20 protein-coding genes are annotated in these 22,743 nt (G+C 66.6%); 11 read left to right on the top strand and 9 right to left on the bottom strand.

The annotated features are described in order from the left end of the window. Together ACZ1I5_RS02970 and ACZ1I5_RS02965 are read left to right on the top strand one after the other, a co-directional pair. Positions 1-1,254 carry a mechanosensitive ion channel family protein gene (locus ACZ1I5_RS02970; protein ID WP_465172253.1) on the top strand — a complete coding sequence of 418 codons (1,254 nt, stop codon included), beginning with the start codon at positions 1-3 and terminating at the stop codon, positions 1,252-1,254. Next, positions 1,251-1,622 carry a nuclear transport factor 2 family protein gene (locus tag ACZ1I5_RS02965; protein WP_465172252.1) on the top strand — a complete coding sequence of 124 codons (372 nt, stop codon included), beginning with the start codon at positions 1,251-1,253 and terminating at the stop codon, positions 1,620-1,622. Before ACZ1I5_RS02970 ends, ACZ1I5_RS02965 begins: the two co-directional genes overlap by 4 nt. 46 nt (positions 1,623-1,668) lie before the next feature. Here ACZ1I5_RS02965 and ACZ1I5_RS02960 read toward each other — a convergent pair whose 3' ends face one another. Then, positions 1,669-2,163: a hypothetical protein gene (locus ACZ1I5_RS02960; protein ID WP_465172251.1), complete on the bottom strand. Its 495-nt coding sequence runs from the start codon at positions 2,161-2,163 to the stop codon at positions 1,669-1,671. Positions 2,164-2,460: 297 nt separating this feature from the next. Between ACZ1I5_RS02960 and ACZ1I5_RS02955 the strand changes: the two genes are divergently transcribed. The 3 genes from ACZ1I5_RS02955 (at position 2,461) to ACZ1I5_RS02945 (ending at position 5,335) form a co-directional block, all read left to right on the top strand. Then, positions 2,461-2,919, top strand: coding sequence for a MaoC family dehydratase (locus ACZ1I5_RS02955; protein ID WP_465172250.1), 459 nt, complete (start codon positions 2,461-2,463; stop codon positions 2,917-2,919). A gap of 147 nt (positions 2,920-3,066) precedes the next feature. Continuing rightward, positions 3,067-4,245 carry an acetyl-CoA C-acyltransferase gene (locus ACZ1I5_RS02950; protein ID WP_465172249.1) on the top strand — a complete coding sequence of 393 codons (1,179 nt, stop codon included), beginning with the start codon at positions 3,067-3,069 and terminating at the stop codon, positions 4,243-4,245. 121 nt (positions 4,246-4,366) lie between these two features. Continuing rightward, positions 4,367-5,335 (top strand): glucokinase, encoded by a 969-nt coding sequence (locus ACZ1I5_RS02945; RefSeq protein ID WP_465172248.1) that lies wholly within the window; start codon positions 4,367-4,369, stop codon positions 5,333-5,335. Positions 5,336-5,346: 11 nt separating this feature from the next. Here the strand turns inward: ACZ1I5_RS02945 and ACZ1I5_RS02940 are convergent, their stop codons facing one another. After that, complete coding sequence (locus ACZ1I5_RS02940) at positions 5,347-6,576, bottom strand: polyhydroxyalkanoate depolymerase (RefSeq protein ID WP_465172247.1); 1,230 nt, start codon at positions 6,574-6,576, stop codon at positions 5,347-5,349. A 167-nt stretch (positions 6,577-6,743) separates the two neighbouring features. On the opposite strand from ACZ1I5_RS02940, the gene ACZ1I5_RS02935 reads away from it, so the two are divergent. Then, positions 6,744-8,546: an ABC transporter transmembrane domain-containing protein gene (locus ACZ1I5_RS02935; RefSeq protein ID WP_465172246.1), complete on the top strand. Its 1,803-nt coding sequence runs from the start codon at positions 6,744-6,746 to the stop codon at positions 8,544-8,546. 1 nt (position 8,547) lies between these two features. Then, positions 8,548-9,987 carry an FAD/NAD(P)-binding protein gene (locus ACZ1I5_RS02930; RefSeq protein WP_465172245.1) on the top strand — a complete coding sequence of 480 codons (1,440 nt, stop codon included), beginning with the start codon at positions 8,548-8,550 and terminating at the stop codon, positions 9,985-9,987. A gap of 428 nt (positions 9,988-10,415) precedes the next feature. Here ACZ1I5_RS02930 and ACZ1I5_RS02925 read toward each other — a convergent pair whose 3' ends face one another. After that, positions 10,416-10,868: a MarR family winged helix-turn-helix transcriptional regulator gene (locus tag ACZ1I5_RS02925; protein WP_465172244.1), complete on the bottom strand. Its 453-nt coding sequence runs from the start codon at positions 10,866-10,868 to the stop codon at positions 10,416-10,418. Positions 10,869-10,925: 57 nt separating this feature from the next. Here ACZ1I5_RS02925 and ACZ1I5_RS02920 point away from each other — a divergent pair, with 57 nt between their 5' ends. After that, positions 10,926-11,597 carry a glutathione S-transferase family protein gene (locus ACZ1I5_RS02920; RefSeq protein WP_465172243.1) on the top strand — a complete coding sequence of 224 codons (672 nt, stop codon included), beginning with the start codon at positions 10,926-10,928 and terminating at the stop codon, positions 11,595-11,597. A 124-nt stretch (positions 11,598-11,721) separates the two neighbouring features. Further along, complete coding sequence (locus tag ACZ1I5_RS02915; RefSeq protein ID WP_465172242.1) at positions 11,722-12,885, top strand: saccharopine dehydrogenase family protein; 1,164 nt, start codon at positions 11,722-11,724, stop codon at positions 12,883-12,885. A gap of 157 nt (positions 12,886-13,042) precedes the next feature. Here ACZ1I5_RS02915 and ACZ1I5_RS02910 read toward each other — a convergent pair whose 3' ends face one another. Genes ACZ1I5_RS02910 through ACZ1I5_RS02900 form a run of 3 tightly spaced genes read right to left on the bottom strand, consistent with a single transcriptional unit; the run spans position 13,043 to position 16,037 of the window. Next, the gene (locus ACZ1I5_RS02910) at positions 13,043-13,357 is read right to left on the bottom strand and encodes a hypothetical protein (protein WP_465172241.1); all 315 of its coding nucleotides are present in this window, start codon (positions 13,355-13,357) and stop codon (positions 13,043-13,045) included. A 41-nt stretch (positions 13,358-13,398) separates the two neighbouring features. Next, positions 13,399-13,701, bottom strand: a complete 303-nt coding sequence (locus ACZ1I5_RS02905; RefSeq protein ID WP_465172240.1) for a hypothetical protein — start codon at positions 13,699-13,701, stop codon at positions 13,399-13,401. Continuing rightward, positions 13,698-16,037 (bottom strand): ribonuclease R family protein, encoded by a 2,340-nt coding sequence (locus ACZ1I5_RS02900; protein ID WP_465172239.1) that lies wholly within the window; start codon positions 16,035-16,037, stop codon positions 13,698-13,700. Before ACZ1I5_RS02900 ends, ACZ1I5_RS02905 begins: the two co-directional genes overlap by 4 nt. 145 nt (positions 16,038-16,182) lie before the next feature. On the opposite strand from ACZ1I5_RS02900, the gene ACZ1I5_RS02895 reads away from it, so the two are divergent. Then, complete coding sequence (locus ACZ1I5_RS02895) at positions 16,183-16,539, top strand: ArsR/SmtB family transcription factor (protein WP_465172238.1); 357 nt, start codon at positions 16,183-16,185, stop codon at positions 16,537-16,539. Further along, positions 16,523-17,026, top strand: coding sequence for an SRPBCC family protein (locus ACZ1I5_RS02890; RefSeq protein ID WP_465172237.1), 504 nt, complete (start codon positions 16,523-16,525; stop codon positions 17,024-17,026). The genes ACZ1I5_RS02895 and ACZ1I5_RS02890 overlap by 17 nt, the downstream gene beginning before the upstream one ends. A gap of 174 nt (positions 17,027-17,200) precedes the next feature. Here ACZ1I5_RS02890 and ACZ1I5_RS02885 read toward each other — a convergent pair whose 3' ends face one another. From ACZ1I5_RS02885 to ACZ1I5_RS02875, 3 genes are all read right to left on the bottom strand, one after another. Beyond that, positions 17,201-19,957 (bottom strand): TonB-dependent receptor, encoded by a 2,757-nt coding sequence (locus tag ACZ1I5_RS02885; RefSeq protein WP_465172236.1) that lies wholly within the window; start codon positions 19,955-19,957, stop codon positions 17,201-17,203. Between the two features lie 266 nt (positions 19,958-20,223). Continuing rightward, the gene (locus ACZ1I5_RS02880; RefSeq protein ID WP_465173882.1) at positions 20,224-21,291 is read right to left on the bottom strand and encodes an acyl-CoA dehydrogenase family protein; all 1,068 of its coding nucleotides are present in this window, start codon (positions 21,289-21,291) and stop codon (positions 20,224-20,226) included. Between the two features lie 163 nt (positions 21,292-21,454). Beyond that, on the bottom strand, positions 21,455-22,672 hold the full coding sequence (locus tag ACZ1I5_RS02875) for an acyl-CoA dehydrogenase family protein (protein ID WP_465172235.1): 1,218 nt from the start codon (positions 22,670-22,672) through the stop codon (positions 21,455-21,457). Positions 22,673-22,743: the final 71 nt, after the last annotated feature.

Raw genomic sequence — 22,743 nt, 5'->3', positions numbered from 1 at the left:
ATGACAGTAACGAACAACACGCAGGCCCAGTCGCCTGTCCTTTCCGCGTCCAACGTGCAGGATCAGGCCGAGGACCTGTTCACCGCCAGCTCGATCTGGATTCAGACTCACTGGCTGCAGATCATCATCGCCGTCGCCGCCGCGGCGGTGATCGTCGTCGTGCTGCATTTCCTGCGGCGGCTCGGCAACAAGCTGTGCAATCTCCGGCCCGGCCAGGCCGGCTGGGGCACGGTGTTCGGCCGCGCCATCGTCAAGACCGGCAATTTCTTCATCGTCATGGTCGCGGCCAAGCTGGTCGCCGGCTATGCCAATGCCCCGCACGAGGTGGCGACGACGATCACTTTCCTGTTCACGGTCTCGGCCGTGTTCCAGGCGGCGATCTGGGCGCGCGAGATCATCCTCGGCACGATCGAGCACCGCACCCATTCCGAACATTATTCGGGCGAGGCGATCGGCAGCGCGATGGGCATCATCCGTCTGCTCGTCACCTTCGCGCTGTTCGCGATCGCGCTGATCGTCGTGCTCGACAATCTCGGGGTGAACGTCACCGGCCTGGTCGCCGGCCTCGGCGTCGGCGGCATCGCGATCGGCCTCGCTGCGCAGGGCATCTTCGCCGACCTGTTCGCCGCGCTGGCGATCATCTTCGACCGGCCGTTCCGGCGCGGCGACGCGATCTCCTACGACACCAGCTCGGGCACGGTGGAAGCGATCGGCCTCAAATCGACCCGGATCCGCGCGGCGACCGGCGAGGAGCGGATCATCGCCAACCGCAACCTGCTCGACAAGGAAATCCTCAACACCAGCCAGCGCGACTATCGCCGCGGCCAGTTCAAGCTCGGCCTGGTGCAGTGGACGCCGGTCGAGAAGATGGAAAAGCTGCCCGACATCCTGGAGGAAGTGATCGAGGGATGCGGCCGCAAGTTCGTCCGCGCCGGCTTTATCGGCTTCGGCGAGGCGAGCTATGATTTCGACGTCGAATTCGATTCGCCGACATCAAGCTTCGAGGATTTCTTCGCCGCCCGGCATGCCGTCGGCCTCGGCATCATCAAACGGCTGAACGCGGAAGGGATCGAGCTCGCCTATCCCACGCAGACCGCCTTCACCGCGGCACCGCGCGGCGGGATGATCGCGCCCTATTCCGACGGGCCGATATATGGCGAGAATGCCGCGCCGATCGCTGACGATCCCGGCACCACGGCCGAGCTGAAACGGTCGGGCAATCACTCGGCCGTCGACCAGGATTCGCATCCATGACCAACGATCATGAAGCGATCGTCCGTGCCCAATATGAGGCGTTCCGCGATCGTCGTCGCGAGGATAGCGAGGCGCTGCTCGCGCCCGACTTCACCTTCACCAGCCCCTATGACGACGCCATTTCGCGCGCCGCCTTTTTCGACCGGTGCTGGCCCAATGGAGACAGGTTCGCCGAATTCCGGGTCGAGCGGGTCGCGCCGGATCCGGAAGGAGCGTTCGTCACCTATCTCGTCACTGCCGATACGGGCGAGCAATTCCGCAACACTGAATATCTGACCGTCTCTGATGGGCAGATCCACAGCGTCCATGTCTATTTCGGCGAAAGCTATCGCAGCGGAGAATTCGTCGCCAGGAAGCCGGAAATCTGAAGCCGGCGGTCCCCCCTCCCCGGGCAAGCCCGGGGAGGACTCGGGGTTACGCCATCTCCGGCACGCGCTGGCTCATGGCAATCGACGCGAGCATAGCGTTCCAGTTGCCGACGGTCATCGCGCCGAGATATTCGTCCTGCATCACCGGCGTCAGCACTTCGATCATGCGGCTGCCCTCGACCCAGAACTCGATTACGCCGAACGCGCCGCCGCGCTTGCGGTATTTGGCGGGCCAGCCCTCGCGCTCGGCGATGGCGAAGACGTCGGTCGCGCCCATGCGGGTGGCGATGGCGACGTGAGTCGCCGAACGGCGATCCGGCGATCCGATTACGCCATAGCAATCGGCGTCGCCATCGGCCGGCACCAGCTCGGTGCCGCGCGGATAGACTTCGATGATGGTGTTGCGCTCGTCGCCGGCCATCGCGACCCAGCTGCCCTCGATCACGGGCGGAAACGGCGTGGCCTGGCCGTCCCACAGCTCGGCAATCACCTTGGCGACATGCTGCGGATTGTCGGCATCGATCGAAACGTGGAAAATCATCTGTGAGCTCCGTAAATCTCGGTCCTCGCGATCGGCGAGGTGTCGCAATCTTCCTATCGCAGCGCCCGGTCGGGACGGTGCGGCGTTCGACGGATTCGACGAAATTGCGACGGGTGCGATTCGGCGCTACGCCTTTTAGAAGCTTGGGTCCGCTCCTGTCGCCGCGCCGGTTGCCGGATTCGCGAGCCAGGGACGCTACGTCATCGCCGCAATTAATGTTTCCGGTCAGCCGAGGCTTGCGCGGGCCGGGGCGGCGTGCCTAGAGGGTTTTCACATCCAACTACCCCTGAGGACATCATGGCGACCATCACCGCGCAGGACATGGCGGGCCGCATCGGCACCGAGACGGTCTCGGACTGGGTCGAGGTGAGCCAGGAGATGATCGACAAGTTCGCCGACGCGACGGGCGATCACCAGTTCATCCATGTGAACCCGCAAATGGCGGCGATGACGCCGTTCGGCGGCACCATCGCGCATGGTTTCCTCACCTTGTCGCTGATGCCGCTGCTTGCCTCGAAGGTGCCCGACGCGCCGAAGATCGAGGGCGTGAAGATGGGGATCAACTATGGCGGCAACAAAGTCCGCTTCCTCCAGCCGGTCCGCTCCGGCAAGCGCGTGCGCGGCCGGTTCAAGCTGATCGAATTCATCGAGAAGCGCCCCGGCCAGTGGCAGCAGACCAATGAATTCACCGTCGAGATCGAGGGCGAGGAAAAGCCGGCGATGATCGCGGAATGGATCGCCCAGATTTTCGTCTAACTTTCTCCCCTGGAACTCCCCCTTCCCGCTTGCGGGAGGGGGTCGGGGGGTGGGCACCCGCTCTCCGCACCGTCATCGCCCGCTCAGGCCGGGCGCCCACCCCAGCCCCTCCCGCAAGCGGGAGGGGAGTGAAGAAGAGGAATACCCATGCGTTCCGCCGTCATCGTCTCGACCGCCCGCACTCCCATCGGCCGCGCTTATCGCGGCGCGTTCAACAACACCCCCTCGCCCACCCTTGCCAGCCATTCGATCAAGGCAGCGGTCGAGCGTGCCGGGATCGATCCGGCCGAGGTCGATGACGTGGTGTTCGGCTGCGCGCTGCAGCAGGGCCACCAGGCCGGCAACATCGCCCGCACCGCGCTGCTGCGCGCCGGCCTGCCGGTGAGCGTCGCCGGCCAGTCGATCGATCGCCAATGCTCGTCGGGCCTGATGGCGATCGCGACCGCCGCGAAGCAGATCATCACTGACCAGATGGACATCACTATCGGCGGCGGCGTGGAGAGCATCAGCCTCGTCCAGACGCCCAAGATGAACGTCGCGCCCGACCCCGAGCTCGTCGCGATGCACAAGGACATCTACATGCCGATGCTCGGCACCGCCGAGGTCGTCGCCAAGCGCTACGGCATCAGCCGCGAGGTGATGGACGAATATGCCCTCCAGTCGCAGCAGCGCACCGCCGCCGCCCAGGCCGCCGGCTATTACGACAAGGAGATCGTGCCGGTCACCGCGACCATGGCGGTGGTCAACAAGGAGACCAAGGAAGTCACCTACAAGGAAGTGACGCTGGCGAAGGACGAGGGCAACCGCGCCGACACCACGATCGAGGGCCTGCGCGCGCTCCAGCCGGTGATGGGGCCGGGCATGACGATCACCGCCGGCAATGCCAGCCAGCTGTCGGACGGCTCGTCCTCCTCGGTGCTGATGGAAGAGAAGCTTGCCGAGCAGCGCGGGCTCCAGCCGCTCGGCCGTTATGTCGGCATCGCCGTCGGCGGCACCGAGCCTGACGAGATGGGCATCGGCCCGGTCGTCGCCATCCCCAAGCTGCTCCAGCGCTTCAACCTGAAGATGGACGATATCGGCCTGTGGGAGCTGAACGAGGCGTTCGCGGTGCAGGTGCTCTATTGTCGCGACAAGCTCGGCATCCCCAATGAACTGCTCAACGTCTCGGGCGGCGCGATCTCGATCGGCCATCCCTATGGCATGACCGGCGCACGCGCGACCGGCCACGCCCTGATCGAAGGCAAGCGCCGCGGCGCGAAATATGTCGTCGTCACCATGTGCATCGGCGGCGGCCAGGGTGCGGCCGGCCTGTTCGAAGTCCTTTGAGCTGACCGGGAGGGTGCCGTAGGGCACCCTCCCGCCACTTCCGGGCAGTGCATTAGCTTCTGAGTAAGCACCCGCGCCCTATGGTACCGCTCACAGGATTGCCCCTCCGGACAGGAGGGCGATGGAGGGGCGGATGACCGGCGACGCAATTGGTTTAGTGGCTGATATCGGCCGACAGTCAGTGCGATTTGCGCTGACCGGCGGCGGCGTGGGCATCACCCCGCGCGACGTGCGCAGCTATCACACCGCCGAACATGCCACCTTCACCAGCGCGCTGCTCGCCTATCTTTCCGAGGTCAATCAGCGCGATACGGTGCTGCCCAGCGTGCTCGCAGTGGCCGGCGCGGCGCGGGGCGACCTGATCAACCTCACCGGAAGCCGCTGGTATATTTCGCTCTCGGGCGTCGAGGCAGTGCTTCGGTCGCGCCCCCAGGCACTCAACGAATGCGCCGCCACCGCGCTGGCGCTGACGACCCTCAACCAGAGCGCCTTCACCCCGATCGGTGCGCAATCGACGCGCCTGGTCCAGCCCGGCGGCAATTATATCGTGCTCAGCATCGGCACCGGGCTCGGGGTTGCCGCGCTGGTCACCGGATCGAACGGCAGGCTCCAGCCGATCGCCAGCGAAGCGGGCCATATGGGCTTCTCGCCGGGTAGCCCTGACGAGGAGAAGTTTGCGGCCTTCATCCGGGCGCGAGGCCCGGCCAGCGCCGAATCGCTGCTCAGCGCCGGCGGGCTGGTCGCGGCCTATGCCGCGCTGGCCGAGGGCGGCAGGACGATCGGCAGCCCCGAAGAGGTGACGCGGTCCTCGGGCCGCGATCCGGTGTCGACCGCGGTGACGAGGATGTTCGCGGGTTATCTCGGCGCGTTCATCGGCGATCTGGTGCTCGCTTATGGTGCGTGGGAAGGCGTTTACCTGACCGGGCCGATCCCGCGCGCGTTGCAGGTACAGCTGAGCGATCCCCGGTTCCGCAGCCGGCTCGAGGCGAAGGACGCCTTTCGCCGCCAGCTCGGCGAAGTGCCGATCGCGATCGTCAACCGCTCCGACCTGGAACTGATGGGCGCCGCCGCCGCACTACACAACGACTAGCGGTCCGGGCGTCAGGCGTTCGACGCCATCCACTCTTCCAGCACCGGCGCGATCTGGTTGCGCCACTTGCCGCCATTGAAGATGCCGTAATGGCCGGCATCGGCCACCAGATATTTCTTCTTCGCCGCCGGCAGCTTCGTCGCCAGCTTCAGTGCCGCCCTGGTCTGGCCGAGACCGGAGATGTCGTCGCGCTTCCCCTCGATCGCCAGGATGGCGATATCGGTGATCGCCGCCGGATCGACCGGGCGGCCGCGATGCGTCATCGTGCCCTTGGGCAGCGAATGGTCCTGGAACACCACATCGATCGTCTGGAGGTAGAATTCAGCGGTCATGTCGCAGACCGAGCGATATTCCTCGTAGAAATCCTTGGTCTGGTTGGCGCTGTCGTCATCGCCCTGCACGAGATGTTTGAACATCTCGTAATGCGACATCATGTGGTTGCCGAGGTTCATCGTCATGAACCCGCTGAGCTGCAGGAAGCCGGGATAGACCCGCCGCCCCGCGCCCGGATAGGTCGCCGGGATGGTCGCGATGACATTGTTCTCGAACCAGCTGTGCGGCCGCTCGGTCGCCAGGGTGTTGACCGCGGTCGGCGCCTCGCGCGTGTCGATCGGGCCGCCCATCATGGTCAGGGTCTTCGGCCGCGCCGGATTCTCGTCGGCGCTCATCAGGCAGGCCGCGGCATAGCAGGGCACCGAAGGCTGGCAGACCGCGAGCATGTGCGAGCCCCCCTCTTTTTCATTGGGCCCGACATGCTCCATGAACTCGATGATGTAATCGATATAGTCGTCGAGATCGAAGCTGCCGTCGCTCAGCGGCACCAGCTTCGCGTCGCGCCAGTCAGTGATATAGACATCCGCCACCGGGAGCATGCGCTCGACCGTGCCGCGCAGCAGCGTGGCGTAATGGCCCGACATCGGCGCGACGATCAGCAGCTTGGGGCCGCCCTTCACGCCCTTGCGCACGAAATGCTTGAGCTGGCCGAACGGCTTGCGCAGCGCGATCTCCTCGACAACGTCGACCTGCTTGCCGTCGATGATGGTGTGATCGAGCCCGAAGGCCGGCTTGCCGCGCGGCGCCGACGCATGGGCGAACACTTCCAGTGCGGAGCTGACGATCGAGCCGCCACCGAAATAGGCGAAGGGATTGGCCGGGTTCGACAGCATTCCTGCACCGAAATTGGCCATCGCGCTGGCGCCCGCCAGCATCGATTTCTGCATTTCATAGGCGTCGTAGAGCATTGCGTACCCAATATCGGAAAACTGGTTTGTCGGATCAATGCATAGGTGTGCAGCGCAGCATACGCAATCGAAACGGACATACTATTTGGGTCCGCGACCCGGAGCGGGTCACCCGCATCGCTTTCTCGCCCATTGCGGAGGCGGAGGACAGGCCCTACTCCGCCGGCATGGCTGAGCCACTACCCGCGTCACCCGCCGTTTCCGTCGCGAAGCCCGCCGAATCGCGGCGCCAGCTCGGCAATCTCAGGATGGTGTGGCAGCACGCCTCGCGCTATCCGCGCCAGATCGTCACCGCCCTGCTGGCGCTGCTGGTCACCTCCGCCGCGACGATCGCCATCCCGTACGGCTTCAAGAAAGTGATCGATCGCGGTTTCGGCCCCGGCGCCGACGGCTCGGTCACCAATTCCTTCCATTATCTGCTGATGATCGTGGTCGTGCTCGCCCTCGCGACGGCGGTGCGTTTCTATTATGTCTCCTGGCTGGGCGAGCGAGTCGTGGCCGATATCCGCACCGCCGTGCAGCGTCATTTGCTGACTCTCGCGCCGCGCTTCTTCGAGGAGAACCGGCCGTCGGAAATCTCCTCGCGCCTGACCTCGGACACCGCACTGATCGAACAGGTGGTCGGCACCACCGTCTCGGTCGCGCTGCGCAACTGCTTCACCGGCGTCGGCGGCATGATCTATCTGTTCGCGCTGTCGCCCAAGCTGGCCGGCATGCTGATGCTCGGCATCCCGATCATCATCATGCCGATCGTGCTGCTCGGCCGGCGCGTGCGCAATTTCTCGCGCACCTCGCAGGACCGGGTCGCCGATGTCGGCTCGATCGCCTCGGAGACACTCGGCGCGATGAAGATCGTGCAGGCCTTTGGCCAGGAGGATCGCGAGGCGGCCCGCTTCGGCACTGCCGTCGCCGCCACCTTCGCCGCGGCCAAGCGCCGCATCGCGCTGCGCGCGGTGATGACCGCGATCGTGATCGGGCTGATCTTCGGGTCGATCACCATGGTGCTGTGGGAAGGCGCGGTCGACGTCGCCGCCGGCCGGATCAGCGGCGGATCGATCGCCGCGTTCGTGCTGACCGGCGGCCTCGTCGCGGGCGCGTTCGGGGCATTGACTGAAGTCTATGGCGACCTGCTGCGCGGCGCGGGCGCCGCCGGCCGCCTCGCCGAGCTGCTCGACGAAGTCCCGGAAATCCGGGCGCCGGCGCATCCCGTCGCCCTGCCCGAGACCGCGCGCGGCGCGATCGAGTTCGACAATGTCACCTTCCGCTACCCGACCCGGCCCGAAGTCTCCGCGCTGCAGGATTTCTCCCTGGCGATCGCTCCGGGCGAGACCGTCGCGGTGGTCGGCCCGTCGGGGGCGGGCAAGACCACCCTGTTCCAGCTGATCCAGCGTTTCTACGATCCCGATGCCGGCCGCGTGCTGCTCGACGGCGTGCCGCTGCCCGATGCCGATCCCGCCGATATCCGCCGCCACATCGCGATGGTGCCGCAGGAAACGGTGATCTTCGGCGCCTCGGCCCGGGACAATCTGCGCTACGGCAAATGGCAGGCAAGCGACGACGAGCTCTGGGCCGCCGCCGAGATCGCCAATGCCGCCGAATTCCTGCGCAAGCTGCCCCAGGGCCTCGACACCTTCATGGGCGAAGGCGGCGCGCGCCTGTCGGGCGGCCAGCGCCAGCGCGTGGCGATCGCCCGCGCGGTGCTGCGCGACGCGCCGATCCTGCTGCTCGACGAAGCGACCAGCGCGCTCGACGCCGAGAGCGAGCGGCTGGTGCAGGAGGCGCTGGAGCGGCTGATGGAGGATCGCACCACCCTGGTCATCGCGCATCGCCTCGCCACCGTCCGCGCCGCCGGCCGGATCATCGTGATGAGCGAGGGGCAGATCGTCGAAAGCGGCACCCACGGCTCGCTGATCGGCCAGAATGGGCTGTACGCGCGGCTTGCCAGCCTGCAGTTCAGCGAGGCGGCGTAGCTTGAGCAGACCGAATGTCCACACCGTCGCGGTGATCGGCGGCGGAATGAGCGGCGCGCTGTTCGGCCTGAAGCTGGCCGCCGCGCGCCCCGATTTCCGCGTGATCGTGATCGAGGCGACGCGCCGGATCGGCCGCGGCCTCGCTTATGGCGCGTGCTCGCCGCAGCATCTGCTCAACGTGCCGATCAGCCGGATGGAAGTCGGGCTCACACCCGGCTTCGCTGACTGGCTGCAGGCGAACCCGAACGCCCGGGAAGCCCTCTCGACCGGTCTGGCGGAAAGCGGCGGCGACCTGCACGGTGTGTTCGTGCCGCGCGCGCTGTTCGGCGCCTATCTGGAGGAGCGGCTGGAGGCGGCGCTGGTCACGGGCGACGGGCCCGGCCTGTCGCTGGTCCGCGGCGAAGCGGTCCGCGTGCTCGCCCGACCCGATCGCACCGTCCGGTTGAGCGACGGCCGCGAGATCCCGGTCGATGCCGTGGTGCTGGCGACCGGCAACCTCGCCCCGCGCGCGCCGGGCGGGCCCGACTCATGGTTCTATGACAGCCCCGGCTTCGTGCCCGACCCCTGGGCGCATGATGCGTTCGACGGGCTTGCGCCCGACGATCCCGTGCTGCTGCTCGGCACCGGCCTCACCACGGTCGATATCGTGCTGAAACTCAGCGCCGCCGGCCATCGCGGCCCGATCCTCGCCACTTCGCGCCGGGGCCTCTTGCCCCAGGTGCACGCGGCCGGCGGCGCCTGGCCGGCCTTCCTCGAAGCGGCCCTGCCCGCCTCGCCGCGCCGGCTGATGCGGCTGATCCGCGAGCAGGTCGCCACTGCCGAGGCGCGGAGCATCCCGTGGCAGCGCGTGTTCGACGCCGCCCGCCCCGCCATTCCGGCGGTGTGGAGCAGCTGGTCCACGCGCGAGAAGCGCCAGTTCCTCCGCCATCTCCGTACCCGCTGGGACGTCCACCGCCACCGCATGGCGCAGCGCATCCATGACGCGCTCCACGCCGAGGCCGCGCGTGGCCGGCTCGAGATCCTGCCGGCGCGGCTGCGCGGCTATCGCCTGGTCGGAGACAAGGTCGAGGTCGCCCTCGCCGCTCGCAACGGCGGCGAGCGTCGGTTCACCGCCGCCCGCGTGGTCAACTGCACCGGGCCGCGCCGAGATGCCGGCGCGATCGCCATCCCCCTGCTCGCCGACCTGCGCGACCAGGGTCTTGCCTTGCCGGATGCGCTCGGCCTCGGCCTCGAAACCGACAATTGCGCCCTGCTCGATTCGGATCGCCGCGCCTCGACCTGGCTGTTCGCGCTCGGCGCGCTGACCTGCCCGCAATGGTGGGAAATCACCGCCGTCCCCGAGATCGCGGTCCAGGTCGACCGGCTGGTCGGGCACCTCGCCAATCCCGAAGCCGCGCATCTCAGCGCCGGCGACTTCCTGGATCTTGGATCGGGCATCTAGAGCATATTTGAGCTGGATTTACCCCCTACCGTTCGGCCCCGGACTTGATCCGGGGTTGTCGAAGCCCTGCTCTTCATCTTCTCCGGAAGAAAGAACAGCCCTTCGACAAGCTCAGGGCGAACGGGGAGAGGTGATTCCAGCCAACTAAGTTTTTTGCGCTAGTCGGATTCGGGTGCAAGGGATGACATGCCAGGTCCCGTGGCGCGGTTGAATCGAGCTCGACGGCAAGCTGTCACAAGCGGCCACGATCACAGGAAAATCGGCCCGAGATATGGGACACCAGCTTGTCCCATATCTCGGGCCGCCGCTTGGCAAGCGCTTCAGACAATATTATTAAATATCAAGTGCCTGCTTGAAATCCGACCTCCATGGGAAGCGCCCGTCGCGAGGCGCCGCGCTGAGAATCTCCAACAACTGTCCCATGAGGCTCACAGCAGCGCGCCGAGGCCCATGCGAAGCGCGTCGCCACTGGCGGCACGCGACTCCAGCCCCCTCTCGATCTCGCCATGGACGCTGGTCCATACCGGCATCGCTTCCGCCAGCACCTGCTGCCCCGCCGCCGTGAGCACCAGCCGCTTGATCCGGCGGTCCGACGGGTCGGCCTCGACAAGCACCAGCCCGTCGCGCTGCATCGGCTTGAGATTGGCGGTGAGACTGGTGCGGTCCATCGCGAGCAGGTCGGCGACCGAGCCGAGCGACGGCGGCCTGGGCCGGTTGAGCGCGTTCAGCAGCGAGAACTGGCCGCTGGTGATGCCGAACGACCGGAAGGCTTCGTCGAACCGCCGGGACAATGAACGCGCCGCGCGCTGGGTGGCCAGGCACAGGCAGTGATCGCGCACAAAATGCGTCTGATCGACGGATACCGGTCCAGGCTTTGACATGACGGGTTTATGTTGATATCAACTTATTCTGTCAAGTGCTTCGTGAGAGGATGCCCCATGCCGATCGATCCCAATGCCGATATCGAGATTACCAGCTTTGCCTGGGTGCCGGACTTCGCGCGCGGCTTCGTCCGGGATCTGCGGCCGCGCTGGGCGTGCGAGGAAGCCGGCATCGGCTATTGCGAACGGCTGATCGGTTTCGAAACGGCCAAGGGCGAGGACTATCGCCGCGAGCAGCCCTTCGGCCAGGTGCCGGCGTACCGCGACGACGAAGTGCAGATGTTCGAGAGCGGCGCGATGGTGCTGCGTATCGCCGAGCGTTCCGCGGCGCTGATGCCCAAGGACGCGGCGGGCCGCTCGCGCGTGCTGACCTGGGTCACCGCGGCGCTCAACAGCGTCGAGCCGTTCGTGTTCGACCTGGTCAATATCGATACGTTCAACCCGGACGCCGAATGGGGCAAGCTGCGCCGCCCGCAGGTGATCGACAATCTGCGCGGGCGGCTCGCAGGAGTGTCGGGCTGGCTGGGCGAGAAGGACTATCTCGAAGGCGACTTCAGCGCCGCCGACATCATCATGACGACGGTGCTGCGGGAGGTTTCGGACGACGCGCTGCTGGCCGAATTCCCAAACCTCGTCGCCTATCGCGATCGCTGCATGGCGCGCCCCGCCTTCAAGCGCGCGCTGAACGCGCAACTCGCCTCGTTCGCGCCCGAACCCGTGCCGGCGTAAAAAGGTAAGTCCTCTTAAAAATCCCCCTTCCACTTGCATCACCGGGTTAGGGGAGGGCATGTTCGACCGACCGCGCGGTAACAGGCCCTCCCCCGGCCCCTCCCGCGAGCGGGAGGGGAGTAACATGCGCGACTTCGACATCATCGTATACGGCGCCACCGGCTTCACCGGCCGCCTCGTCGCGGAATATCTGATCCAGGCCTATCCCGGCCCCGACGCGCCGCGCTGGGCGATGGCGGGCCGGTCGCTGTCGAAGCTGCAGGAGGTCCGCGACGAGATCGGGGCGCCCGCCGACATGCCCCTGCTCACCGCCAATTCGGACGATCCCGCCAGCCTGAAGGCCCTGTGCGAGCGCACCACGGTGATGCTCACCACCGTCGGCCCCTATCAGCTGTACGGCAGCGACCTGGTCGCCGCCTGCGCGGAGACCGGCACTGCCTATGTCGATCTGTGCGGCGAGCCGGCCTGGATGCGCCACATGATCGACGCCCACCACGAAACCGCACAGCGCACCGGCGCCCGCATCGTCTTTTCCTGCGGCTTCGATTCGATCCCGTTCGACCTCGGCGTGCTCACCCTGCAGGACGCGGCGAAGCGCAAATACGGCAAGCCCGCCCCGCGCGTGAAATGCCGGGTGCGCAAGATGGTCGGTACCTTTTCCGGCGGTACCGCCGCCAGCCTCAAGGCCACGCTCGCCGCCGCGGCGCGCGATCCGTCGATCCTCGGCCTGCTGACCAACCCCTTCTCGCTGACCCCCGGCTTCCAGGGACCGAGCCAGCCGCGCGGGCTGCTGCCCGATTACGACAAGACGATCGAGGCCTGGGTCGCCCCCTTCATCATGGCGCCGATCAACACCAAGAATGTCCACCGCACCAATTTCCTGCTCGGCGAGGCGTACGGTGCCGACTTCGTCTATGACGAGATGATCGTCGCCGGGCTCGGCGATATCGGCAAGGCGGCGGCCGAGGCGATCGCGAAATTCAACCCGATGGCCAGCGACAAGGGCCCGAAACCCGGCGAAGGCCCGTCGAAGGAAGAGCGCGACAACGGCTATTTCGACGTGCTGTTCATCGGCGAGATGCCCGACGGCTCGCGCATCGACTCGGTCGTCACCGGGGACCGCGATCCCGGATACGGGTCGACCAGCAAGATGATCGCGGAGGCGGCGCTCTGCCTGGTGCAGGACGTGGCGGGTGAAGGCGGTATCTGGACGCCGGGCGCGCTGCTCGGCGAGGTGCTGGTCAAGCGGCTGCAGGCGAAGGCGGGGCTGACGTTCCGGGCGGGCTAAATCCTCCCCGGAACGGGGAGGGGGACCATTCGCCTCTTCCGGCGAATGGTGGAGGGGCTTGGAGTGCGGAACGTCGGTCCCCCGCTCCAAGCCCCTCCACCACCCGCTGAAGAAGCGGGCGGTCCCCCTCCCCGAGCAAGCTCGGGGAGGAATTAAGTTAGCCGAGCAGCCCGATCCCCACGCCCGCCGCCAGCGCCGCGGCAAGGCCGGCCAGCGCCATGCCCAGCTTTTTCCGCCGGCCCTGCTGATACGCATCCAGCTTCGGCACATCGAGATACCAGGTCCCGTTCTTCGCCGGCGCGATCACGCCGTTTTCGCGCAGGCGGTCGAAGAATTTCTCCTCCATCCGCCGCGCCGGGGTGAAGCTGACCGCCTTGTCCGGCGATACCGCATTGCGCGACATGAAGTGCGAGATGACCCTGCGTCGCGCCCGTGCCGCCGCTGCCGCCACCGCTGCCGTTGCCCCGCCCATGCCCGTTCCCCAATGACGTAAGCGGCGATCATGCCACGGCTTCAGCCGCGATAGAAGAGCATCGCGACGGCGGCGATCACCACCGGCACCGCGATCGCGATCGGCACCCAGCGCCGGCTGAATGCTTGCGCCTCACGGTGATAGGCGACCAGATCGAACCACCAGCGCCCCGGCGCCGCCTCGCGCAGCGCGCCGATGCGGCGGAAGCGGTCGAACCACCAGCGCTCGACGCGATCCTTGGGCACGAAGGCGATCGCCTCCCCGGGCGACAGCGCATGCTGCGCGAGGAAATGACCCGCCACCGGCCCGCGCACGCGCCGGGCGGCCGCGGGAAGCTCGCTCACCGCTTGCGCCCCTGGTGGCGGATGTTCGCCGGCCGGCCGCGTCGCTTGATCACGCGGTGCGGTTTCGCGTCGCGCTCGGGCCGGGCGCCCTTCCCGTCCACCATCTCGAAGCGCAGCGCGCCCGACACCGGGTTCGCTTCGGCCAGCCGGAGTTGCAGCCGCTGGCCGCTCGCATATTCAGTGCCGGTCTCGTCGCCGATCAGGCGCCGCGCCGTCTCGTCATAGCGGAAATATTCGCCGCCAATGTCACGCACCGGCATCAGCCCGTCGCCACCGATCCCCTCGACCGTCGCGAAGAAGCCGAAATTGGCCACGCCGGTGATCCGCACGTCGAGCACCTGCCCCACCCGCTCGGCGAGGAAGGCGGCGACATAGCGGTCGATCGTGTCGCGCTCCGCCTCCATCGCGCGGCGCTCCATCATCGAGATGCTCTCGCCGATCTTCTCCATCGACGCCGCCTCGCCCTCGGTCAGCCCGCCGGGGCCGAGCTTGTACGCAGCAACCAGCGAGCGGTGGACGATCAGATCGGCATAGCGTCGGATCGGCGAGGTGAAATGCGCGTAGCTGCCGAGCGCGAGCCCGAAATGGCCGTGATTCTCCGGGCCGTAATAGGCCTGGGTCTGGGTGCGCAGCACCTGCTCCATCACCTGGGGGCGGAAATCCACCTCGCCGATCCGGTCGAGGATGTGGTTGAAGGTGCCCGGCCGCACCACCTGGCCCAACGCGAACTCGACGCCGAAGGTCTTGAGATATTCCTTCAGCGCGACCAGCTTCTCGCGGCTCGGCGGCTCATGGTCGCGGTACATGACCGGGGCCTTTTTCGCCTCCAGCGCCTTGGCCGCCGCGACATTGGCGGCGATCATGTAATCCTCGATCAGCTTGTGCGCATCGAGCCGCTCGCGCGGCGCGACCGACAGGATGCGGCCCTTCTCGTCGAGCACGACGCGGCGTTCCGGCAGGTCGAGATCGAGCGGCTCGCGCTTCTCCCGCGCCTTGTTGAGCGCGCGCCAGCAGGCCCAGAGGGGGAGGAGGGCGGATTCCAGCAAGCCATTCGCTGCCAGGGGGCCTGCCCCCTCTCCGTTCGCTTCGAGCGAAGTCGAGAAGCCTTGGGGCGGGAGACCGTCATTCTCATCGATGGTGTCTCGACTTCGCTCGACACGAACGGGTTGGTTTGCCGCTTCATGAGCATCGATCGCCGCCTGCGCATCCTCATAGGCAATGTTCGCCGCGATCCGCACCACGGCGCGCGTGAAGCGCCAGCTCTTGAGCGTTCCGTCCTTCGCGATCCGCAAGTGACACGCCAGCGCCGCGCGATCGACATCCTGCTTCAGCGAGCACATGTCGGCCGACAATTCCTCCGGCAGCATCGGCACGACGCGGTCGGGGAAATAGACGCTGTTGCCACGCCGCCGCGCTTCGCGGTCGAGTTCGGAGCCGGGGCGGACATAGAAGCTGACATCGGCGATCGCGACGATCGCCTTCCACCCGCCCTCGTTCGCGGGATCGTCGTCGGGTGCGGCCCAGACGGCATCGTCATGGTCGCGCGCATCGGCCGGGTCGATGGCGACGATCGGCAGGTCGCGCAGATCCTCGCGCCCCTCCCCCAGAGGCGTCTGCGCGACCCGCGCGGCTTCCTCGATCGTCTCGGGCGTGAAGACATTGGGGATGCCGAGCTTGTGGATCGCGATCAGCGAAAAGCTGCGCGGCGCGAAGGGATCGCCGAGCCGCTCGGTCACCCGTACGGTGATACGCGGCGGACGCCCGGCCTTTTCCGCCAGCACCAGGTCGCCCGGCTCGGCACCGCCGGCATCGGAGACCATGAACTCGCGCCGCTCCTTCTTTTCGACGCCCTGCAGCCAGAGCTTGCCGCCTTCCTGATGCAGCACGCCGAGCACCAGCTCCTCGCCACGCGCGAGCTGCTTCATCGGATGCGCGATCCAGCCATTGCCGGCTTCCTCGGTGCGCGCCAGCACCCGGTCGCCAATGGCCAGGGCGCCATGCTTGCGCTCGCGTATCCTGAGGCGCGGCGCGGGGGCGTCGGACTCCCAGCGCTCGGGCACGGCCCACACATTGCCGCCGTCATCGACATCGGCGATGCGCAGCACCGTCACCTTGGGCAGCCCGCCGAGCTTGTGGAAGGCGCGGCCGGGCGCGCTGTCGATCAGCCCCTCGTCCGCCATATCCTTCAGCAGCGCCTTCAGGCCGATCTTCTCCTGCGCGGTCAGGCCGAAGGCGCGCGCGATCTCGCGCTTGCCGGCGGGAGTCTCCGACGAGGCGATGAAATCGAGGATCTGCTCGCGGGTGGGAAGGCCGGGCGAACGCTTTGGCTTGGGCATCGGCCAGAGATAGGCCGCGCGCGGCGTTGCGTCACTCCCCTGCGGAATACTGCAATGGCGGTACGGGACATGGAATGACCGGCCTACAGCAACAAAGGCCGGGACGCTTGCGCTTTCCGCGCGGGCAAGTTACATACTGAACCATATGGTTCAGTATGCGAGTCCTCCCCTCGATCTCTCCTTTGCGGCGCTGTCCGATGCGACCCGTCGCGGGATCATCGATCAGCTCGGGCAAGGCGACGCGTCGATCACCAGTCTCGCGGACACGTTCCAGATGACGCTGACCGGCGTGAAGAAGCACGTCCAGGTTCTCGAGCGGGCGGGGCTCGTCGTCACGCAGAAGGTCGGACGCGTGAGAACCTGCAAGCTTGGGAAACGCGGCCTAACGGCGGAAGCGGAGTGGATCGAGGTGCACCGCAAGCTCTTCGAGGATCGCTTCGACGCATTGGACGACATCATCAGTGAACTGAAACAGGAGGAAAGCGATGGATCAGCAAGTTAGCAGCGCAGGTGGCGTGCAGAACCCCACGTCAGTCGAGCGTAGAGGGGATCGCGAACTCGTCGTAACGCGGACATTCGACGCGCCGCCGAGCATCGTTTTCAGGGCGTGGAGCCAGCCTGAGCTGTTCCAGCGCTGGTGGATGCCGAAATCGGTATCCGGCGTTTCGCTCGTATCGTGCGATATGGATGTACGCACGGGCGGCAAATATCGGCTGGAATTCGGCACCGGCGGTTCGGACACCATGGCCTTTTACGGCAAGTATCTCGAGGTGGTACAGAACGAGCGCATCGTCTGGACCAACGACGAGGGCGAAGAGGGCGCAATCACGACCGTGACCTTCGAGGACCAGGGCGGGAAGACGCTGCTGAAGTTCCACGAAATCTATCCGTCCGGGGAAGCGCTCGAGGAAGCACTGCAGGGCTCCGCGGCCGGATTGCCGGAGCAGCTGGATCAGCTCGACGAGCTGCTTCCCAGCATAGGCGCGTAGCGCGGCGACAGGACGCTTTAACGACCGAGATGGGCGCGAAGCGGCCCTAGGCGCCAACATCTCCAATCGGGTCATTCACTCAAACAAAAAGCCGGCCGGGGTCGCCCCCGCCCGGCTTCAGGTGATCCCGCGCCCCGCGCCTCCGTCACGCCCCGGCGCGAGGGCACGCGCCCGTCAGAACTTCCCGCGCAGCGTCACGCCATAGGTCCGCGGCTCGGCGAGGAAGGCCGAGAAAATCTGCGTCGCGCCGGGATAGGTCGCGGCCGGGAACACGCCCGCCGGCCCGGGTCCGTCCGCCTGGAAGGGCGAGCTGAACGCCACCTGGGTATATTGCGTGTTGGTCACGTTCTGCGCCCAGAACTCGATCGCCCAGCGCTCGTCCTTGCCGCGCAGGCCGATACGGGCGTTCATCACGCCATAGCCATCCTGTTCCTTTTGCGGGAACAGGTCGGATCCGGTGTTGTAATCGCCGGTCAGGCGCCCATCGACATAGAACAGCGCCGACAGGCCGCTGTCGCCGAGCTTCGGCGTCCACGCCACGGACGAGGTGACGACGATCTCGGGCGCGTTGGACAGGTTGTCGCCCGGCAACAGGCGCAGCGCCGGGTCGAGCGGCGCGCCGCGATCGTTGCCGATCAGGTTCTTGCGATAATGGGTGTTGGAATAGGTCAGGCCCGCGCTGACCCGGAAATCGCGGATCGGTACCATCGACGCCTCCAGCTCGACGCCCTGCGAGATCACACCCGCTTTCACGTCGCCCGCGGCGCACGATCCGGTCGTCGCGCTCGTGTCGAGATCGGCACCGGCAAGGTCGGTTTTGCAGCTGTTGACGTTCTGGACCAGGAAGACGCTGCCGTTGAAGGTGTTCAGCTGGAAATTCCTGAAGGCCTGATGGAAGGCGGCGATGTTCAGGTTGAATTTCGGCGTCGAATATTTGAGGCCGATCTCGAACGCATTGTTGATCTCGGGGTCGAATTCCAGGTTGCGCACCAGCGCCTGGGCCCCGCCGACCGCCGCGAAGGTCGTCGTCGGCACGCCGTTCGCGACCAGGATCGGGGGTTTCAGGGCCGAGCGGTCGAGGTTGAAGCCGCCCGCCTTGTAACCGCGCGAATAGCTCGCATAGGCCAGCAGATCCGGCGTCACCTTGTACGACAGGATACCCGTGCCGGTCAGCTCGTTCTCGCTGCGCTTGTCGTTGATCGACACGCCGTTCAGCTCGGATGTGGAATTGCCCTGGCAGGTCAGGTTGATCAGGCCCCCCGCCAGCGCCGACAGCGCGGCATTGCTGAGGAGCCCCGTCAGGGCGGATTGCTGGGCCGGGCAGAGGCTGTTGTTGTTGCCGAAGGTCGCGTCGAGCTTCTTGGTCTCATGCGTGTAGCGCAGGCCGATGGTCAGCTTCAGCCCGTCGGTAATCTCGAAGATATTATGCGTGAAGACCGCGTAATTCTCGCTGTTCTGCTTGTAGGTGGACACCGTGTCGCCGACATTCACCACTGAATCCAGCCGGTCGAACGCGCCGATGAACAGCGGCGTCGCCGCGCCGAACTGGCCGGCGCCGCCATTGGCGCCGAGCAGCGCGGCCCGCCCGCCGGGGCTGAGACAGCCCGCCGAGGACGGGCTGGCGAGCCCGGCCAGCGCACCGCTGACGAGAATGCGGCAGGCGGCGAAACGGCCATATTGCGATCCGAATTTCAGATTGTCGCGAACCTCGAGGTCTTCGTTCGCGTAATAGCCGCCGATCAGCCAGTCGAGCTTGCCGTCGAACGCCTCGCCCTGGAGCCGCAGTTCCTGCGAGAAGGTCTTGAACCCTCGCCGTCCGGCATTCACGCTCGGCGCGCGGTACAGCAGGTCGACATAGCTGTAGTCGGTGTCGGACGCCTGGTAGTTGTAATAGTCGCGATAGGCCGTGATCGAGGTCAGCCTGGCCGGGCCGAGATTATAGTCGATCTGCCCCGAAACGCCCCAGTCCTGCGTCTTGCCGCCATAGACCCGGCCCGGGCTGATGTTGAGTTTGCGGGAATAGGGGTTGCTGAACGCCGCGACCGGCTGGCCCAGCGCGATCAGCACCGGGATGATCGGGTTCTGCGTGGTCAGCAGGTTGCGGTTCGCCGGCGCGATCGTCTGGTCGATATAGGCCGCGGCGCAGCAGGATTCGTCGCGCTTGGTATAATCGGCGATCAGGCGGATCGAGAGATCGCTGCTCGGCTGGTACATCAGCTGGCCGCGCAGAAAATAGCGGTCGCGGTCGTTGATTTTCCTGTTGTTCGTGACGTCCTTGTAGAAGCCGTCGCGCTTCACATAGACGCCGTCGAGCCGGGCCGCGAAGGTCTCGCCCAGCGGCACGTTCACATTGCCGCTGGCGCGCCAGTAATCATAATTGCCATAGGTCACCTCGCCGCCGCCGCTGAAACGGAATTCGGGCGGCTTGCTGTAGATGCTGATGAGGCCGGCCGAGGCATTGCGGCCGAACAGCGTGCCCTGCGGGCCGCGCAGCACCTCGACCCGGTCGATATCGCCCAGCTCGTTGAGGCCGACGCCGGAGCGCGATCGATAGACGCCGTCGATGAACACCGCGACCGAGCTTTCCAGCCCCGGATTGTCGCCGACGGTGCCAATGCCGCGCAGGCGCGCCGATCCGTTCGCTTCGTTGCCGGTGGACGACACCAGCAGCGAGGGCGCGACCTGGTTGAGCTGGCGGATGTCGTTCGCGCCGGAATTCTGCAGCGTCTCGGCCGTCACCGCGGAGATGGCGAGCGGCACATCGGCCAGGATCTGGGAGCGGCCCTGCGCCATGACGATGATGTCCTCGGCCAGGTCGGTCGCGTCGGTGGATGGGGCAGCCTGGTCGGCCACCTGGGCGAAGGCCGGCGGCGCCGTTCCGATCGCCAGGACGGACAGCGCACATGCAGCCATATAGTGCGTCTTCAGCATCACTCTCTCCCCTTCGGCCGGGATGCTCCATGATCCCGTACCGTAAACTCGAATTGATATCGAGATTGACGCGACGTCAAGTGAAAGACGCGTTTCGAAACAGTACCGATCCGCCCCGATCCGGCGCCAAACCCCGGGCGAAAGCCCCGGATCGGCCAGAACCTATATTCGAAATGGCTATATCTCCGCATTCCGGCGGCCCAAGAAAAAAGGCGCCGTCCCCAAGGGACGGCGCCTGTCTTTGCCGGGATAGGTCGCGCGAAGCGTCAGTAACCGTTGAGTCTCGCGAAGCGTTCGCGGTGCCAGGCGGCGTTGCCCCACAGGGTTTCCAGCACGCGCGCGCGCTTCAGGTAGAAGCCGGCGTCATGCTCGTCGGTCATGCCGATGCCGCCGTGCATCTGGATCAGCTCGCGGCTGACCAGGTTGAGCGTATCGCCCGCCACGGCCTTGGCGAGCGTCACGGCCTGGTCGACGTCCGACCGGTTCGCGTCGATCGCCTCCAGCGCGCCCTCAACCGCCGATCGCGTCAGCTCAAGCTCGGTGAACATCTTCGCCATGCGATGCTGCAGCGCCTGGAAGGTTGAGAGCGGCTGGCCGAACTGCACGCGCGTCTTGAGATAGTCGTTGGTCGTCGCAAAGGCCTGTTCCGCCATGCCGAGCATCTCGGCGCAGACCGCCGCGGTGGCGCGGTCGATCACCTTTGCGGTCAGGTCGGTCCCGCCCAGTCTCTCCGCGGGGGCGCCATCGAAGGTGACCTGCGCATGGCTGCGCGAATCCACCATCTTGCGCGTGGCGCGCGACACGCCCGCGCCGTCCGGCACCAGATAGAGCCCGTCCACCGCCGCGACGACGAACAGGCCGGCGCTGTCGCCTTCCGCCACGAACTGCTTGGTGCCGCTGATCCTGCCGTCGGACACGCTGGTCGCGATCGCCGCCGGGTCGTGGATCGGCCCTTCGTCCACCGCCAGCGTCGCAACGACCTCGCCCGCCGCGATCTTCGGCAGCCAGGCCGATTTCGCCGCGTCCGACCCGCCCAGCACGATCGCAGTGGCGGCGGCCGCGGTCGACGCCAGCGGGGACGCGGCCAGGTTGCGCCCGAGCTGCTCGAGCACCAGCCCGAGCGAGAGATAGCCGAAGTCCGATCCGCCAAAGGCTTCGGGCACGACGATGCCCGCCCAGCCCATCTGGCCCATCTCGGCCCAGGCGGCGGCATCATAGCCCTCCGCCGGCGCCGCATCGCGCATCCTGCGGAAGGCGGAGACGGGCGCCTCATTGTCCGCCCATTCGCGCGCCATGTCGCGCAGCATCGTCTGTTCGTCGTTGAGTGCCGCCATCATCCTGCCCCTTGAAACTATATCCGTCGTGCCGGTCAAAACCACTTCCGTCATGCCGGACTTGTTCCGGCATCCATCGATCCGCATGCGGTGCCGCCGGAACCTCCAGCCCACCGTTCGCGGCGCGATGGCCCCCGGAACAAGTCCGGGGTGACGGCCACCGCTATTGGTGGTCGAGCATCCCGAGGATGCGCTTGGCGATCACATTGTTCTGGATCTCGGCCGATCCGCCATAGATCGACACGGCCTTGCCCCACAGCCAGGTGCGGGTCTGGCCCAGCTCGGCCTCGGTAAAGCCTTCGCCTTCCCAGCCCAGCCCGTTCATGCCCATGATCTCGATCGACAGCTCGGCGCGGTCCTGGGTGATGCGCGCGCCGACATTCTTCATGATCGAGGTCGTGGCCGACGGCCCCTGGTTCGATTTCGCCTCGAGCGCGGCGCGGCGAAGCGTCAGCGCGAAGGCGCGGCTGTCCATCTCGTGCCGCACGATGCGCATGCGCAGGTCACTGTCGCCGATCCGGCCCTGCTCGTCCGTCCCGCGATATTCCTTGGCGAGCGTACCCATCGTCTTGCCGGCGAACAGGCGCCCGACCGTGCCGCCGCCCGACAGATTCTGCCGTTCGTGCTGGAGCAGCCGCTTGCCGATCGTCCAGCCCTCGCCCTCGCGGCCGACCAGATTGCCCTTGGGCACTTTCACGTCGGTGAAGAACGTCTCGCAAAAGGGCGACGCGCCCGAGATCATCTTGATCGGCTTCACCTCGACGCCCGGCGAGGTCATGTCGATCACCAGGAAGCTGATGCCTTCATGCTTCTTCGATTTGTCGGTGCGCACCAGCGCGAAGCATTTGTCGGCCCATTGCCCGCCCGAGGTCCAGGTCTTCTGGCCGTTGACGAGATAATGGTCTCCCCTGTCCTCGGCGAACATCTGCAGGCTGGCCAGGTCCGATCCCGCGCCCGGCTCCGAATAGCCTTGGCACCACCGCACCTCGCCTTTCGCGATCGCCGGGATATGCTCCAGCTTCTGCTCCTCGCTGCCATATTCGAGCAGGGTCGGGCCGAACATCATCACGCCCATGCCGCCGATCGGGTTCCACGCGCCGATCCGCGCCATTTCCTCGCCCAGCACGCGCGCCTGCGCCCGATCGAGCCCGCCGCCGCCATATTGCGCGGGCCAGGTCGGCACGCCCCAGCCCTTCTCGCCGAACGCCTTTTTCCAGGCGGCCTCCTCGTCCGACAGGCTGGTCGGCCCCTCGACCACCGCCATCAGATTCTCCTTGCCCTTCAGCGAGGGCGAGAAATGCGCCTCCAGCCAGGCGCGCGTCTCCTGGCGGAACGCGTCGATCGGGGTGACGGCGACGTCGGTTTCGGCGGCGCTGGCCATAATGCTCTCCTTCGGGACCGAATCTGAATATCGGGTATGGCCGAGCATGTGGCACAGATCGCCGGGCAAGC

It is taken from the genome of Sphingomonas sp. BL-S-30 (genome assembly GCF_055521475.1).
Note: the sequence above shows the minus strand (reverse complement) of the source record. Positions and strands in the feature narration are given on the sequence as shown.

Bases quoted from the DNA above. Each gene is read 5' to 3' on its own strand.
- ACZ1I5_RS02940 (WP_465172247.1), bottom strand. From the start codon at position 6,576: ATGCTCTACGACGCCTATGAAATGCAGAAATCGATGCTGGCGGGCGCC.
- ACZ1I5_RS02970 (WP_465172253.1), top strand. From the start codon at position 1: ATGACAGTAACGAACAACACGCAGGCCCAGTCGCCTGTCCTTTCCGCG.
- ACZ1I5_RS02885 (WP_465172236.1), bottom strand. From the start codon at position 19,957: ATGCTGAAGACGCACTATATGGCTGCATGTGCGCTGTCCGTCCTGGCG.
- ACZ1I5_RS02925 (WP_465172244.1), bottom strand. From the start codon at position 10,868: ATGTCAAAGCCTGGACCGGTATCCGTCGATCAGACGCATTTTGTGCGC.
- ACZ1I5_RS02945 (WP_465172248.1), top strand. From the start codon at position 4,367: ATGGAGGGGCGGATGACCGGCGACGCAATTGGTTTAGTGGCTGATATC.
- ACZ1I5_RS02920 (WP_465172243.1), top strand. From the start codon at position 10,926: ATGCCGATCGATCCCAATGCCGATATCGAGATTACCAGCTTTGCCTGG.
- ACZ1I5_RS02910 (WP_465172241.1), bottom strand. From the start codon at position 13,357: ATGGGCGGGGCAACGGCAGCGGTGGCGGCAGCGGCGGCACGGGCGCGA.
- ACZ1I5_RS02900 (WP_465172239.1), bottom strand. From the start codon at position 16,037: ATGCCCAAGCCAAAGCGTTCGCCCGGCCTTCCCACCCGCGAGCAGATC.
- ACZ1I5_RS02965 (WP_465172252.1), top strand. From the start codon at position 1,251: ATGACCAACGATCATGAAGCGATCGTCCGTGCCCAATATGAGGCGTTC.
- ACZ1I5_RS02895 (WP_465172238.1), top strand. From the start codon at position 16,183: ATGGTTCAGTATGCGAGTCCTCCCCTCGATCTCTCCTTTGCGGCGCTG.
- ACZ1I5_RS02890 (WP_465172237.1), top strand. From the start codon at position 16,523: ATGGATCAGCAAGTTAGCAGCGCAGGTGGCGTGCAGAACCCCACGTCA.
- ACZ1I5_RS02935 (WP_465172246.1), top strand. From the start codon at position 6,744: ATGGCTGAGCCACTACCCGCGTCACCCGCCGTTTCCGTCGCGAAGCCC.
- ACZ1I5_RS02875 (WP_465172235.1), bottom strand. From the start codon at position 22,672: ATGGCCAGCGCCGCCGAAACCGACGTCGCCGTCACCCCGATCGACGCG.
- ACZ1I5_RS02880 (WP_465173882.1), bottom strand. From the start codon at position 21,291: ATGGCGGCACTCAACGACGAACAGACGATGCTGCGCGACATGGCGCGC.
- ACZ1I5_RS02960 (WP_465172251.1), bottom strand. From the start codon at position 2,163: ATGATTTTCCACGTTTCGATCGATGCCGACAATCCGCAGCATGTCGCC.
- ACZ1I5_RS02915 (WP_465172242.1), top strand. From the start codon at position 11,722: ATGCGCGACTTCGACATCATCGTATACGGCGCCACCGGCTTCACCGGC.
- ACZ1I5_RS02950 (WP_465172249.1), top strand. From the start codon at position 3,067: ATGCGTTCCGCCGTCATCGTCTCGACCGCCCGCACTCCCATCGGCCGC.
- ACZ1I5_RS02955 (WP_465172250.1), top strand. From the start codon at position 2,461: ATGGCGACCATCACCGCGCAGGACATGGCGGGCCGCATCGGCACCGAG.